This window comes from Pseudomonas sp. GW531-T4, assembly GCF_017349615.1.
Classification (GTDB): domain Bacteria; phylum Pseudomonadota; class Gammaproteobacteria; order Pseudomonadales; family Pseudomonadaceae; genus Aquipseudomonas; species Aquipseudomonas chlororaphis_I.
In genome coordinates, this window is sequence record NZ_JACMZT010000027.1 from 70125 (window position 1) to 83679 (window position 13555).

The following is a 13555-nucleotide window of genomic DNA, read 5'->3' on the forward strand; positions in this document are numbered from 1 at the left end:
GCAGAATTGAGCTTCGACCGCATCCCGGTAGGAGCCAAGCTTGCTGGCGATCAAAGCACCGCGGTGTACCTGATACACCGCTATCGCGCGCAAGCTGCGCTCCTACAGGGGATTGGCAGTTACTTGGGCTCGTCGGTCTTTTTCTTCAACTTGGGGTTGGGGAAAAACTGCACCGACTGGACCTTGGCATCCGGCACCTTGAGGGCCGTGGTGTTGACCCGCGTGCCCAGCTCCTTGGGCACCGACAGGCCCTGTTCATTCAGGGTGTCGGAATACCCGCAGGCCACGCACTCGCGATGGGGAACGTCGTCTTCGCTCCACATCATCAACTTGTCCTGCTCGCTGCACGCCGGGCAGACCGCCCCGGCGATAAAGCGTTTTTTCGTCTTCACTGGCCCCTCGCTCATGCCGCTGCGTCCTCGGTCAGGCCGCTATGGCGCAAGAGTGCGTCAATCGACGGTGCGCGTCCGCGGAAGTCGACGAACAGCACCATCGGCTCCTGGGAGCCGCCGCGGGCCAGGATCGCTTCGCGGAACGCGCGACCGGTCTCGGCATTCAGCACGCCTTCTTCCTCGAACCTCGAGAAGGCATCGGCCGACAGCACTTCGGCCCACTTGTAGCTGTAGTAACCCGCCGCGTAACCGCCGGCGAAGATGTGCGCGAAGCTGTTGGGGAAACGGTTGTAGGCCGGCGGACGCATCACCGAGACCTCGTCGCGCACGCCTTCGAGCACTTGCAGCACGGCACGGCCATCGCCGTGGGTGGCATGCAGTTCGAAGTCGAACAGCGAGAACTCCAGCTGGCGCACCATCATCAGGCCGGACTGGAAGTTCTTCGCCGCGAGCATCTTTTCCAGCAGGTCCTGGGGCAGCGGCTCGCCGGTTTCATAGTGACCGGAGATCAGCGCCAGGCCTTCCGGCTCCCAGCACCAGTTCTCCATGAACTGGCTCGGCAGCTCCACCGCATCCCAGGCCACGCCGTTGATGCCGGAAACACCGGCATGTTCGACGCGGGTCAGCAGGTGGTGCAGGCCATGGCCGAATTCGTGGAACAGCGTGGTGACTTCATCGTGGGTCAGCAGGGCAGGCTTGCCGCTGTCGGCCGGGGTGAAATTGCACACCAGGTTGGCCACCGGGCTTTGCAGCACGCCGTCGAAAGTGCGGCGACGATCACGGGCGCCATCCATCCAGGCACCGCCACGCTTGTTGGCGCGGGCATACAGGTCGAAGAAGAAGCGGCCCACGTGCTGGCCGTTCTCCTTGATCTCGAACAGGCGCACGTCCGGGTGCCAGGTGTCGAAGCCTTTCAGTTCGGCGATCTCGATGCCGTACAGGCGCTGGACGATGGCGAACAGGCCGCCCAGCACCTTATCGATCGGGAAATAGGCGCGCAGGGTTTCCTGGGCCACGCTGTAGCGCTGCTCGCGCAGCTTCTCGCCGTAGAAACCGCTGTCCCAGCTTTGCAGGTCCGGGCAGCCCTGTTCGGCGGCGTAGGCCTTGAGCTGTTGCAGGTCCTGGGCGGCGAACGGCTTGCTGCGCTTGGCCAGGTCCCTCAGGAAACTCAGCACCTGGTCGCTGGACTCGGCCATCTTGGTGGCCAGGCTCAGCTCGGCGAAGTTGGCGTAGCCCAGCAGTTGGGCCAGTTCCTGGCGCAGGTCGAGGATTTCTTCCATGACCGGGCCGTTGTCATTCTGGCCGGCATTCGGGCCCTGGTCCGAGGCGCGGGTGCAGTAGGCGGCGTAAACTTCTTCGCGCAGCGCGCGGTCTTCGGCGTAGGTCATCACTGCGTAGTAGCTGGGGAATTCCAGGGTGATCAGCCAGCCTTGCAAATCCTTGGCCTGGGCCGCGGCAGCCATCTGCGCCTTGGCCGACGCGGTCAAGCCAGCCAGGGCCGCTTCGTCAGTGACGTGCTTGGTCCAGGCCTGGGTGGCATCGAGCAACTGGTTGGAGAAGCGGCTGCCCAGCTCGGAAAGCTTGCTCTGCACTTCGGCGTAGCGCTTCTGCTGCTCTGGCGGCAGGTCGATACCCGACAGGCGGAAGTCACGCAGGGAGTGTTCCAGGATAGTTTTTTGCGCCACGTCGAAACCGGCGGCTTCCGGGCTGCTCGCAAGGGCTTCGAAGGCCTGGAACAGCTCACGGTTCTGCCCCAGCTCGGTGGCGTAGGCGCTCAAGTCCGGCAGGCAGGACTCATAGGCTTCGCGCAGTTCGGCGCTGTTGCACACGGCATTGAGGTGGCTGACCGGGCTCCAGGCCGCGCCCAGGCGGTCGTTGAGTTCGTCCATGGCCAGCACCAGGCCGGCCCAGGTCGGTTGCGCGCCCTGGTTCTTGAGGATTTCAGCGATGGCGGCGCGGTTGTCAGCCAGGATCTGTTTGATGGCCGGCTGTACGTGCTCGGCGCGGATCGCCGAAAACGGCGGCAGGTCGTAGGGCTGCAGAAGAGGGTTGTTCACACTCACGGTTGGCACCTTGGCTGGAAGAAACGTGGCCCCATCTTAATTACAATCGACGCACACCGCAGCTATCGCCCCCATTAATAAATGTCAGAACAGGTATCCAACTTGGCCATTCGCAGCTATCAGAACCACACGCCCATCCTTGGCCCGCGGGCCTTCGTCGACAGCTCGGCGGTGGTGATCGGCGACGTCGAAATCGGTGCCGACAGCTCGGTCTGGCCACTCACGGTGATCCGCGGCGACATGCACCGCATCCGCATCGGCGCCCGCACCAGCGTGCAGGACGGCAGCGTGCTGCACATCACCCACGCCGGCCCCTTCAACCCGGATGGTTTCCCGCTGCTGATCGGCGACGACGTGACCATCGCCCACAAAGTGATGCTGCACGGTTGCAGCGTCGGCAGCCGGGTGCTGATCGGCATGGGCAGCATCGTCATGGACGGCGCCGTGGTGGACGACGACGTGATCGTCGGCGCCGGCAGCCTGGTGCCGCCGGGCAAACGCCTGGAAAGCGGCTTCCTCTATGTCGGCAGCCCGGTGAAACAGGTTCGCCCGCTGACCGACAAGGAGCGCGCGTTCTTCACCTATAGCGCCGCCAACTACGTGAAGCTCAAGGACCTGCACCTGGCCGAAGGCTACGACCAGGCTTGAGCCCCCGACCCACTGCCCAGGAATCCCCATGCATTACCAAACCGTTCTGTTCGACCTCGATGGCACCCTGACCGACCCGCGCGAAGGCATTACCCGCTCGATCCAGTTCGCCCTCGGCAAGCTGGGCATCGACGAACCCGACCTGAGCAAGCTGGAACACTTCATCGGCCCGCCGCTGTTGCAGGCGTTCATGCAGTTCTACGGTTTCGACGAAGCCAGGGCCTGGGAGGCGGTGAATTTCTACCGCGAGCGTTTCAAGGTCACCGGCCTGTATGAGAACCGCGTGTTCGACGGCGTCACGCCCCTGCTGGAAACCCTCGGCGGGCAGGGCCGCCAGCTGTACATCGCGACGTCCAAGCCGTGGGTGTTCGCCCGTGAAATCGCCCGGCACTTCGATTTCGCCCGGCACTTCAAGGTGATCTACGGCAGCGAACTGGACGGCACCCGCACCGACAAGGTCGAGCTGATTCGCCACCTGGTCAGCGAGGAAGGCCTGGACCCGAGCGATACCCTGATGATCGGCGACCGCAAGCACGACCTGATCGGCGCCCGCCGCAACGGACTGGATGCGGCGGCGGTGGGTTACGGCTTCGGCAGCCACGAAGAACTGAGCGCCGAGGCACCGGCCTATCACTTCCAGACCCTGGATGAACTGCATCAGGCGTTCTTGCAACGCTGAGCCGATAGCTATCGCAGGGCTTGCGTGCTTCTGTAGGAGAGGCCGGTCGACGCTCGATTGCCCGCGATAGCGTCCCCCCCAGACACATCCCGCACAACAGACATACACCGTTCCGCCCTTCTTCGATCTAGCCTGAAAAACACGATCAAGGAGGATCTCCCATGCCCAGCAAACCCCACGCCCATCGCCTGCGTACTGGGCGTTACTCGCAGCCCGGTCAAATCTACGTTCTCACCTCCGTCACCCAAAACCGGGAACCGCTATTCAGTGATTTCCACTCGGGCCGCTTGGCAGTGGCTGCGTTCAAACAGGCCGAGCAGGAGCAACTCGCCCACTCGCTGGCCTTTGTCGTCATGCCCGATCATTTTCACTGGTTGGTCGAACTGCATGGCTCCACGTTGCCAGTGTTGATGGGCAGGACTCGCTCGCGCATTTGCGTATCGTTGAATCGCCAGCGGCGGCGCAAAGGGGCGGTCTGGCAACGTGGGTACCATGATCGAGGCATTCGCAAGGAAGAGGATTTACAGGCTGTCGCACGGTATATCGTGGCCAACCCGTTACGCGCGGGGTTGGTGAAGCGGGTGGGGGATTATTCGCTTTGGGATGCGATATGGGTTTGACGATCCGGCCTCATCGCGGGCAAGCCTCGCTCCTACAGAAGCACGTACGCCCTTTGTAGGAGCGAGGCTTGCCCGCGATAGCGTCCTTTCAGGCACCATCCATCAATGTTTGCAGCGCCGCCTTGCGCTTTTCAGCCGGCAGCGCGCCGAGCTTCTCCACCGCCTGGTAAAACGCCCGCCAATCGCCGTTCACCTGCTTGAACAAGGCGGCAAACGCCGGCACCCACTGGTCGTACAGGCCAAAAGGCAACAGCCTGGCATTGTTCAGCGGGGTGTTGATCCAGAAGTCGTAGCGCGAGTCGCCGTGCCATTGGCTGTCCTTCAGCTGGCGGTAATCCCGGCGCAGCCGTTCGAATTCGGCGGCCTTGCGCTGGCGCATCTGCTCGGCGGGCAGCGGCAGGGCATACAGGCGTTCCAGGCGCTGGCGGGTATCGAGGATCAGCTGGATGAACTGGTCCTTCTGCTTGACCAGGGCATCGCTGGCCGGCGCCAGGCCCCGGGCCGCGCGCCATTGCCGGGTGCCTTCCTGCTCGACGAAGGTGGCGAAGGACTCGTTGAACTCGGTGTCGTCCTTCACATAGAAGCGCTGATGGGCCAGCTCGTGGAAGATCAGGGTCGCCAGGCGCTCGTCGCCCCAATGCAGCATCGAACTGAGGATCGGGTCGTTGAACCAGCCCAGGGTCGAGTAGGCCTCCACCCCGCCGATGGCCACATCCATGCCCTGCTGTTTCTGCAAGGCCGCCTCGCCCCGGGCCGCGCCCTGGCTGTAGTAGCCGCGATAGGCCACGCAGCCGGCAATCGGGAAACAGTGGGTCTTGGGGCTCAGGGAAAACTCGGGGGTGCTGAATACATTCCACACCACGTAAGGCCGGCCGATGTCGGCGTAGAGGCGGTAGCTCTGGTTGTCCGGCAGGTGCAGGTGCTGGCTGGCGAAGCGCCGGGCCTTCTGCGACTGGGCCAGATGGGCGCGCAATAACGGGTCGCGAGCCGGGTCGGCGATGACCTGCTCGACCGGCGTGCGGGCCTGCAACAGACGCCATTGGCCACTGGCCAGCTGGCCGTAGTAACCCACGCTGGAACAACCGTTGAGCAACAAAAGCAGCAAGCCCGGAAACAAAAAGCGCAAAAGATGATCAAGTAACCCATGGCTTGAACGCGGCCTAATCAAATCGAATCATCCTTCGAGAGTCTGCCCCCAAGACTATCTCGCCTGCCTGGAGTTTCGCTATGCGCGTGTTGCTGCTGACCACCGGACTGTTGACCCTGAGCGGCTGTGCCGGATTGCCCGCCCCCGATCCGACGCAAGCCTGGATCGACCTCGACACCCACCAGGACAGCGCGCTGCAGGCGCTGGAGGTCGACGAAAAGGCTTGGGTGGACCGTCGATATTTCGAGGTCCAGCCCGGCAACCATGAGCTGAAGGTGCGCTACCAGTTCGCCGTGGAGCCCACCAATATCGGCCCGGACAGCGAACCGCTGTGGCGCGATTGCCAGCTGAACGTGAAGTACAAGGACTTCAACGCCGGCCAGCGCTACCAGTTGCAGACCGGCAATATCGGCTTCCGGCCCTGGGCCAAGCTCTATGACCAGCAGCGTAATCTGGTGGGTACCGGCCAACCAGCGGGCTGCCAGCGCACCTGATCGGCGCTATGCTTGAGGCCTTTCCCCGGACGGCCCGACCTCATGCGCCAACCTTTGCTGCTGCTTGCCCTGACCGGCCTCGTTGCCTGCTCCAGCCCCCTGCCGGCGGTGGACCCGCAACAGGCCTGGGTCGATTTCGCCACCCCGACGCCGGGCGGCAAGCTGCTGATGGCCGAGCGCCTGGACAACCAGCGCCTGACCGACGGCCGCTACTTCCAGGTCACCCCGGGCAGTCACGAGTTGATGGTGCGTTTCGATTTCGAGGTGTTCAGCGGGCGCTTCGGCATGATGAACGATCCGGCCGAGCGCCTGTGCTACCTGAGCGTGCGCTACGACCATTTCGAAGCCGGCCAGCGTTACCTGCTGGAAGCCCGCTCGCTGGGTTTCTCTCCCAGTGCCCGGCTGTACAACGCCAAGCGTGAGCTGCTGGCCGAAGACCACATGGTCAACTGCGTGATCTGAACGATCAGCTGTCGTTTCGCTGATAGATGATCGCCTTGGTGCCGTTTTCGCAGGTACCGACCACCATGGCCACGTCATGCTTTTCGGCTTCCTCCTTGCTGACAATCTCCAGGGTGTAGGAGGGCACGGCGTTAGCCTGGATCTTGATTTCAATCTCTTTCTTGAGTTCTTCGCAATCCTTCGGAGCCGCCAGGGCCGAGGTGGCCAGCGCGCTACAAACAACTGCCAGGACAAAACGTTTCATGAGTGGAGCTCCCCTTGATGCAGCGCCCACGGTCATGGGCTGAGCCTGCAGTCGTGCATTCGACCACATTTTCATGAAGCGAGTTCTGACGCCGCGCATATCTGGCGCGGGAGTGTTGCGAAGAAAACGCAATCGCGAGCCAGCGAACGGCGGCCGGTTGCTCCTGCAAAAGGCCTCGTTCGCTGGCTCGCGATGCGATGTAACGGTTGTAACGGTTGTAACGGTTGTAACGGTTGTACCGTGGCTCAGCTGACCAGCGTCGCATCCAGGCTGATCTTGGCGTTCAGCACCTTGGACACCGGGCAACCTTCCTTGGCCTTCTTGCTCAGTTCATCGAACTGCTGCTGGCTGGCGCCGGGAATCTTCGCCTTGAGGATCAGGTGCACCGCGGTGATCGCAAAACCGCCATCGACCTGGTCCAGGGTCACTTCGGCGTTGGTGTCGATACTGTCGGCCTTGAGCCCGGCCTCGCCGAGAATCATCGAGAAGGCCATGGAAAAACACCCCGCGTGCGCGGCGCCGATCAGTTCTTCCGGGTTGGTGCCCTTGCCGCCTTCGAAACGCGCCTTGAAGCCGTAAGGTGCATCGCGCAGTACCCCGGTTTCAGTGGAAATCGAGCCAATGCCGGTTTTCAGGTCGCCTTCCCAGTGAGCCGATGCTTTCTTGGTGATGCTCATGTCTGTCTCCTCGAGAACGGGCGCGAAAGACCGCGCCCTTGTGGTTTTCTGCTACTCAGGGTTCTAGAGGATAGAAGGCCTGGCGAAGTTCATCCTGTCTGAATCCGCCGTTTATCCGGACAGCAAATTCAGCTTGGCTATTGAAACTCGGGTATATGCCCACATTGCATGAAACAGGCTTTCAGCATTCGGCAGGTTTTGGCTCATGACAAAGGCCTGCACACCATTGGAGAAGCAGGCTTATGAAACCACTGTCCGACGTTAAGTTTTCCACCCTCGACCTGGTCCCCGTGCGCGAGGACGGCAGCCCGGCGCAATCGCTGCGTAATTCCCTGGACCTGGCCCGCCATGTAGAGAAGTTCGGCTACACCCGCTTCTGGGTCGCCGAGCACCACAACATGGACGGTATCGCCAGCTCCGCGACCTCGGTGCTGCTGGGTTATCTGGCCGGCGGCACCTCGAGCATTCGCGTCGGTTCCGGTGGCGTGATGCTGCCCAACCATGCGCCGCTGGTAATCGCCGAGCAGTTCGGCACCCTGGAAAGCCTGTACCCGGGGCGCATCGACCTGGGCCTGGGACGCGCGCCGGGGTCGGACCAGATGACCGCCCGCGCCCTGCGCCGCGAACGTTCCGGCAGCGCCGACGACTTCCCTGAAGACGTAGCCGAACTGATGACCTACCTCGGTCCACGCACCCCGGAACAGCGGGTGATCGCGGTACCAGGGACCGGTACCCAGGTGCCGGTGTGGCTGCTGGGTTCCAGCCTGTTCAGTGCGCAACTGGCCGGTGAGCGCGGCTTGCCTTACGCCTTCGCCTCGCATTTCGCGCCGCGCTACATGCACGAGGCGATTCGCGTGTACCGCAATCACTTCAAGCCCTCGGCCGTGCTCGACAAGCCTTATGTGATGCTCGGCGTGCCGCTGGTGGCGGCCGATACCGACGAACAGGCCGACTATCTGGCGACCTCGGTGTACCAGCGGATCCTCGCGCTGATGCGCGGCCAGAGCCTGGTGCAGCGCAAACCGGTGAAGAGCATGGACGGCCTGTGGCTGCCCCATGAAAAAGAAGCCGTGGGCAGCTTCCTCGGCCTGGCCATGATCGGCAGCCCGGCGAAGATCCGCGCCAAGCTCGAAGTGCTGATCGAACAGACCGGCGCCGATGAGCTGATCTTCACCTGCGACCTGTACGAACACGCCGACCGCCTGCATTCCTACGAATTGCTGGCGCAGGTCATGAAAGGTTGAGTGCAATCGGGCCAAAGGATTCTGTGATCCTGAGGCCTTGCGCGCCCTTCGGCCGCGATCGCAGCCTGCGGCAGCGGCTACAGGGGCGCCTGGCCTGAGTAATAACCGGGCACAAAAAAGCCGACGCATTGCGTCGGCTTTGTTCATTTCTACGAGGGCTCAGCCGCGCTTGTAGACGATTTCCTTGGTACCGCCTTCGCAGGTACCGACCACTTTGCCGTCAGTCGCGCTGCCTTTGTCGACAATTTCCAGCGAATAACCCGACACGCCTTTGGCATCGATCTTCGCGGCGATTTCGCTTTTCAGCTCTTCGCATGATTTGCCGGCAGCAAGGGCTGTTCCCGCGACACTCAACAACGCTAAAGCCATTACCAGTTTTTTCATCGGTCACATTCCCTGGTCGAATCAAAAATAAGCGTCAAGCCCCGGCCTGCTCGGCATCGAGGCAGATATAGCGCTTTGCCATTCCCTATGGCAATCGGCCAGCGCCCAAGTTCAACAGCCTAGTCCAGGTTCAGCTGTTGGCAATGCGGAAACCGACCTTGAGCGTGACCTGGAAATGCGCGGCCTTGCCATCAAGGATGTGCCCGCGGGTTTCCGTGACCTCGAACCACTCCAGGTGCTTGATGCTTTTGCTGGCTTCGGCCAGCGCATTGTTGATGGCGTCTTCGATGCTGCTAGGGGACGAACCGACCAGTTCGACTTTCTTGTAGGTGTGATGATCAGACATGGCGCTCTCTCCTTATGAGGTAGATCAAAGCCTAGCAGCGATTACCAGCAACACTGGAATAAGCCCCGGGCCCATCGTCATGCAGATTTAATGCACTTTCGCCAGGCCGCGCAGTCGGACCCTACAGACCCCTCAATCAACAATGCAGGAGAGCCACCATGGCCAACACTTCGCTACGCAAAGCCTCATTGGAAAGCATGGAAGCCGAGATCGAAAGTCTGCTCAAGTCCCTGGAAAGCCTCAAGGACGATGCTTCGGACGAGTCGCGCAAAACCCTCAAGGCACTGAAAAGCAACGCCGAGAGCGCGCTGAGACATTCGCGCAGCCTGCTCAGCGATGCCTATGAAGAAGTCAAAGTGAAAACCCGTGAAACCGGGATCGCCACCCGCGACTACGCCCAGCAACACCCCTGGACCACCGCCGGCGTCGCCGTGGGCGCGCTGGGCCTGCTGGCCGCTTACCTGCTGTGCAAACGCGGCAATTAAGGAGTCTGGCGCAGCTCATTACTGAGCCACTGCGCCAGCTGCCGGGCGCGTCCGTCCGCGGCGCGCTTGGGTAGCCACAACGCCAGTTGCCCCGGGGTTTCACAGAAACCCCACGGGGCAACCAGGCGCCCGGCACGCAGGTCCTCGGCCACCAGCGGCTGCGGCGCGATCGCCACGCCCAGCCCGGCCACCGCGGCCTCCAGCAAATAATACAAATGCTCGAAACCCTGCCCGAACTTCAACGCCCCGGCGTCGATGCCGTTCTGCCGTGCCCAGCTGGGCCAGGCCTGCGGGCGCGAGCTGGTCTGTAGCAATGTCTCGTTGAGCAGCGCACTGGCCGGCGCCTCGCGCAGTTGCTCGTAACGGCTGTAGCGCGGGCTGAGCACCGGGCCGATGCGCTCGCTGGCCAGTTCAAAGACCTGCATGTCCGCCGGCCACGGCGGCTCGGCGAATACCAGCAAGGCATCCAGCCCCGGCCGGCGCGGGTCGAGATCGCCTTCGCCGGCCGACAGGTGCAGGCGCAGGTCCGGCAGGTCGGCATTCAACCGCCCCAGGCGCGGGATGAACCAGCGCGCCAGCAGGCTGCCGGAACAACCGAGCACGAAGGGCGCATCGGCGGTGCTCTGGCTCAGCTCGGCGCAGACCGTGCGCAGGCGCTCGAAGGCATCGCTGCTGGCATCGCGCAGGCGCACCCCGGCATCTGTGAGTTTCAGGCCGCGCCCTTCCTTGACGAACAGGCTCACCCCGAGATGTTCTTCAAGCACCTTCAACTGGCGGCTGACCGCGCCATGGGTGACGTGCAGCTGCTCGGCCGCCTGACTGACGCTGTTCAGGCGGGCGGTGGCTTCGAAGGCCCGGAGGGCGTTCAGCGGGGGCAGGTCGTGGCTCATGGGATATGTGAGTTTTCCTGACAGGTTGTGGCGATCTTATCGGTTTTCAGCCTGGGGCGTCAGGGGTAGAGTGAACGCCATTGCCTGTCCACGCATTCACCCTTTTGACGAATCACCGGGAGCGCCCCAATGACCCAGACCAACCTGCGCAACGGTCCTGATGCCAACGGCCTGTTCGGCGCGTTCGGCGGCCGTTACGTCGCCGAAACCCTGATGCCGCTGATCCTCGACCTGGCCCGCGAATACGAAGCGGCCAAGGAAGATCCGGAGTTCCTCAAGGAACTGGCCTACTTCCAGCGCGACTACGTCGGCCGTCCAAGCCCGCTGTATTTCGCCGAACGCCTGACCGAGCACTGCGGCGGCGCCAAGATCTACCTCAAGCGCGAAGAGCTGAACCACACCGGCGCGCACAAGATCAACAACTGCATCGGCCAGATCCTCCTGGCGCGGCGCATGGGCAAGAAACGCATCATCGCCGAGACCGGCGCCGGCATGCACGGCGTGGCCACTGCCACCGTGGCGGCGCGTTTCGGCCTGGACTGCGTGATCTACATGGGCACCACCGACATCGAGCGCCAGCAGGCCAACGTGTTCCGCATGAAGCTGCTGGGCGCCGAAGTGATCCCGGTGGTCGCCGGCACCGGCACCCTGAAGGACGCGATGAACGAAGCCCTGCGTGACTGGGTGACCAACGTCGACAGCACCTTCTACCTGATCGGCACCGTGGCCGGTCCGCACCCTTATCCCGCCATGGTCCGCGACTTCCAGGCGGTGATCGGCAAGGAAACCCGCGAACAGCTGCAAGCCCAGGAAGGCCGCCTGCCGGACAGCCTGGTGGCGTGCATCGGCGGCGGTTCCAACGCCATGGGCCTGTTCCATCCGTTCCTCGATGACAAGAGCGTGCAGATCATCGGCGTCGAAGCCGCCGGCTACGGCATCGAGACCGGCAAGCACGCGGCCAGCCTGAACGGCGGCCTGCCAGGCGTGCTGCACGGCAACCGCACCTTCCTGTTGCAGGACGAGGATGGCCAGATCATCGATGCCCACTCGATTTCCGCCGGCCTCGACTACCCGGGCATCGGCCCTGAACACGCCTGGTTGCACGATATCGGCCGCGTCGAATACACCTCGGTGACCGACGACGAAGCCCTGGCCGCGTTCCACCAGTGCTGCCGACTGGAAGGCATCATCCCGGCCCTGGAAAGCGCCCACGCCCTGGCCGAAGTGTTCAAGCGCGCGCCGAACCTGCCCAAGGATCACCTGATGGTGGTCAACCTCTCGGGCCGCGGCGACAAAGACATGCAAACCGTGATGCACCACATGGAACACTCTCAACAAGAGCACTCCCAGCAGGAGAAACACTGATGAGCCGCCTGCAAACGCGCTTTGCCGAGCTTAAGCAACAGAACCGCGCCGCCCTGGTGACCTTCGTCACCGCCGGCGACCCGGGCTATGACGCTTCCCTGGCGATCCTCAAAGGCTTGCCGGCAGCCGGCGCCGACGTGATCGAGCTGGGCATGCCCTTCACCGACCCGATGGCCGACGGCCCGGCGATCCAGCTGGCCAACATCCGCGCCCTGACGGCCAAGCAGAACCTGGCGAAAACCCTGCAAATGGTTCGCGAATTCCGCGCCGGCAACAACGACACACCGCTGGTACTGATGGGGTACTTCAACCCGATCCACCACTACGGCGTGCCGCGCTTTATCGCTGAAGCCAAGGAGGCCGGCGTCGACGGCCTGATCGTGGTCGACATGCCGCCCGAGCACAACGCCGAGCTGTGCGACCCGTCCCAGGCCGCCGGTATCGACTTCATCCGCCTGACCACGCCGACCACCGACGACGTGCGCCTGCCGAAGGTGCTGAACGGCAGCTCGGGCTTCGTCTACTACGTCTCAGTGGCCGGTGTGACCGGTGCCGGTTCCGCCACCCTGGAGCATGTGGAAGAGGCGGTGACCCGCCTGCGTCGCCACACCGACCTGCCGATCAGCATCGGCTTCGGCATCCGCACCCCGAAGCAGGCCGCGGCCATCGCCCGCCTGGCCGACGGTGTGGTGGTGGGTTCGGCGCTGATCGACCAGATCGCCAATGCCGCCAGCTCCGAGCAGGCCGTGGACGGCGTGCTGAGCCTGTGCGCCTCCCTCGCCGAAGGGGTGCGTCAAGCCCGTGTCAGCTGAGGGTAAAGTTCCTGATACAGAGGAATTAGCCTCGGGATCCACAGACTAAACCGGCAAGACCAAGGGGTTCAGGACCAGGTTCTGAACCCCTTTTTGTTGTTCGTGCTCTGAGGAAGACCCGATGAAAATGCCCAAACGCCTGATTGCCGGTCTCGGCGTGCTGATGCTCAGCGCCAGCCCGCTGTTGCACGCGGTCGCGGACCCACGTGACGACCACGATCGCGGAGGCCCGCAACAGGGTCGCTACGACAATCGAGGAGACAATCGCGCGGACAATCGGGGCGATGAGCATCGTGGCCCGCAGGCCGATCGGCGTGGCGGCCCGCCCCGGGATTTCGGCCCGGTGCGCGAAACCATTCGCGACAATCACGTCTACTTCGTACGCGGCGCACCACCGCCCCACGGCATCCACCTGGTACGCGGCCAGCCGCTGCCCCGCGGCTACTACGGCGAACGCCTGGACAACCGTGCCCTGGCGCACCTGCCGTACTACCCGGGTTATGAATGGCGGCGCATGGGCGCCGATATCGTGCTGATCGCGGTGGGCAGCGGGATCGTCTACGAGATTCTCGACGGCGTGCTGTATTGATCGGGGATTGATAG

The 13555-nt window shown here is 63.2% G+C and carries 18 protein-coding genes; 10 read left to right on the forward strand and 8 right to left on the reverse strand.

The annotated features are described in order from the left end of the window. Window positions 1-119 precede the first annotated feature (119 nt). Window positions 120-407 carry a YheV family putative zinc ribbon protein gene (locus J4D28_RS20670; RefSeq protein WP_009046254.1) on the reverse strand — a complete coding sequence of 96 codons (288 nt, stop codon included), beginning with the start codon at window positions 405-407 and terminating at the stop codon, window positions 120-122. After that, window positions 404-2455 carry an oligopeptidase A gene (gene prlC / locus J4D28_RS20675; protein ID WP_016703922.1) on the reverse strand — a complete coding sequence of 684 codons (2052 nt, stop codon included), beginning with the start codon at window positions 2453-2455 and terminating at the stop codon, window positions 404-406. The genes J4D28_RS20670 and prlC overlap by 4 nt, the downstream gene beginning before the upstream one ends. Window positions 2456-2557: 102 nt before the next feature. Between prlC and J4D28_RS20680 the strand changes: the two genes are divergently transcribed. From J4D28_RS20680 to J4D28_RS20690, 3 genes are all read left to right on the forward strand, one after another. Further along, window positions 2558-3103 (forward strand): gamma carbonic anhydrase family protein, encoded by a 546-nt coding sequence (locus tag J4D28_RS20680; RefSeq protein ID WP_009046252.1) that lies wholly within the window; start codon window positions 2558-2560, stop codon window positions 3101-3103. Between the two features lie 28 nt (window positions 3104-3131). Further along, window positions 3132-3782, forward strand: coding sequence for an HAD family hydrolase (locus J4D28_RS20685; protein ID WP_009041505.1), 651 nt, complete (start codon window positions 3132-3134; stop codon window positions 3780-3782). 161 nt (window positions 3783-3943) lie between these two features. Further along, window positions 3944-4402 carry an REP-associated tyrosine transposase gene (locus J4D28_RS20690; protein ID WP_009046251.1) on the forward strand — a complete coding sequence of 153 codons (459 nt, stop codon included), beginning with the start codon at window positions 3944-3946 and terminating at the stop codon, window positions 4400-4402. Window positions 4403-4490: 88 nt separating this feature from the next. Here J4D28_RS20690 and J4D28_RS20695 read toward each other — a convergent pair whose 3' ends face one another. Beyond that, complete coding sequence (locus J4D28_RS20695) at window positions 4491-5570, reverse strand: aminopeptidase (protein ID WP_009046250.1); 1080 nt, start codon at window positions 5568-5570, stop codon at window positions 4491-4493. 59 nt (window positions 5571-5629) lie between these two features. On the opposite strand from J4D28_RS20695, the gene J4D28_RS20700 reads away from it, so the two are divergent. Both J4D28_RS20700 and J4D28_RS20705 read left to right on the forward strand, forming a co-directional pair. Next, window positions 5630-6043, forward strand: coding sequence for a hypothetical protein (locus J4D28_RS20700; protein WP_009046249.1), 414 nt, complete (start codon window positions 5630-5632; stop codon window positions 6041-6043). Window positions 6044-6085: 42 nt separating this feature from the next. Further along, window positions 6086-6505, forward strand: coding sequence for a hypothetical protein (locus J4D28_RS20705; protein ID WP_009046248.1), 420 nt, complete (start codon window positions 6086-6088; stop codon window positions 6503-6505). 4 nt (window positions 6506-6509) lie between these two features. Here the strand turns inward: J4D28_RS20705 and J4D28_RS20710 are convergent, their stop codons facing one another. Beyond that, the gene (locus tag J4D28_RS20710; RefSeq protein WP_009046247.1) at window positions 6510-6749 is read right to left on the reverse strand and encodes a DUF1161 domain-containing protein; all 240 of its coding nucleotides are present in this window, start codon (window positions 6747-6749) and stop codon (window positions 6510-6512) included. Window positions 6750-6994: 245 nt separating this feature from the next. Next, window positions 6995-7426, reverse strand: a complete 432-nt coding sequence (locus J4D28_RS20715; RefSeq protein ID WP_009046246.1) for an OsmC family protein — start codon at window positions 7424-7426, stop codon at window positions 6995-6997. Between the two features lie 242 nt (window positions 7427-7668). On the opposite strand from J4D28_RS20715, the gene J4D28_RS20720 reads away from it, so the two are divergent. After that, window positions 7669-8670 (forward strand): LLM class flavin-dependent oxidoreductase, encoded by a 1002-nt coding sequence (locus J4D28_RS20720; RefSeq protein ID WP_103330781.1) that lies wholly within the window; start codon window positions 7669-7671, stop codon window positions 8668-8670. Window positions 8671-8829: 159 nt separating this feature from the next. Here the strand turns inward: J4D28_RS20720 and J4D28_RS20725 are convergent, their stop codons facing one another. Together J4D28_RS20725 and J4D28_RS20730 are read right to left on the reverse strand one after the other, a co-directional pair. After that, window positions 8830-9054: a DUF1161 domain-containing protein gene (locus tag J4D28_RS20725; protein WP_009046245.1), complete on the reverse strand. Its 225-nt coding sequence runs from the start codon at window positions 9052-9054 to the stop codon at window positions 8830-8832. 130 nt (window positions 9055-9184) lie between these two features. Then, window positions 9185-9400, reverse strand: coding sequence for a dodecin (locus J4D28_RS20730; protein ID WP_009046244.1), 216 nt, complete (start codon window positions 9398-9400; stop codon window positions 9185-9187). Window positions 9401-9558: 158 nt separating this feature from the next. Between J4D28_RS20730 and J4D28_RS20735 the strand changes: the two genes are divergently transcribed. After that, a complete protein-coding gene (locus J4D28_RS20735) occupies window positions 9559-9885 on the forward strand; it encodes a YqjD family protein (RefSeq protein ID WP_007926179.1) in 327 nt (108 codons plus the stop codon). Here the strand turns inward: J4D28_RS20735 and J4D28_RS20740 are convergent. Next, complete coding sequence (locus J4D28_RS20740) at window positions 9882-10775, reverse strand: LysR family transcriptional regulator (protein ID WP_038635658.1); 894 nt, start codon at window positions 10773-10775, stop codon at window positions 9882-9884. The two genes, J4D28_RS20735 and J4D28_RS20740, sit on opposite strands and share 4 nt — an antisense overlap. Before the next feature lie 129 nt (window positions 10776-10904). Here J4D28_RS20740 and trpB point away from each other — a divergent pair, with 129 nt between their 5' ends. The 3 genes from trpB to J4D28_RS20755 all read left to right on the forward strand — a co-directional run bounded on the left by trpB (window position 10905) and on the right by J4D28_RS20755 (window position 13541). After that, window positions 10905-12140 (forward strand): tryptophan synthase subunit beta, encoded by a 1236-nt coding sequence (gene trpB / locus J4D28_RS20745; protein ID WP_009046242.1) that lies wholly within the window; start codon window positions 10905-10907, stop codon window positions 12138-12140. Beyond that, window positions 12140-12952: a tryptophan synthase subunit alpha gene (gene trpA, locus J4D28_RS20750; protein WP_103330782.1), complete on the forward strand. Its 813-nt coding sequence runs from the start codon at window positions 12140-12142 to the stop codon at window positions 12950-12952. The genes trpB and trpA overlap by 1 nt, the downstream gene beginning before the upstream one ends. 121 nt (window positions 12953-13073) lie before the next feature. Continuing rightward, window positions 13074-13541: an anti-virulence regulator CigR family protein gene (locus tag J4D28_RS20755; protein ID WP_038583324.1), complete on the forward strand. Its 468-nt coding sequence runs from the start codon at window positions 13074-13076 to the stop codon at window positions 13539-13541. Window positions 13542-13555 lie beyond the last annotated feature (14 nt).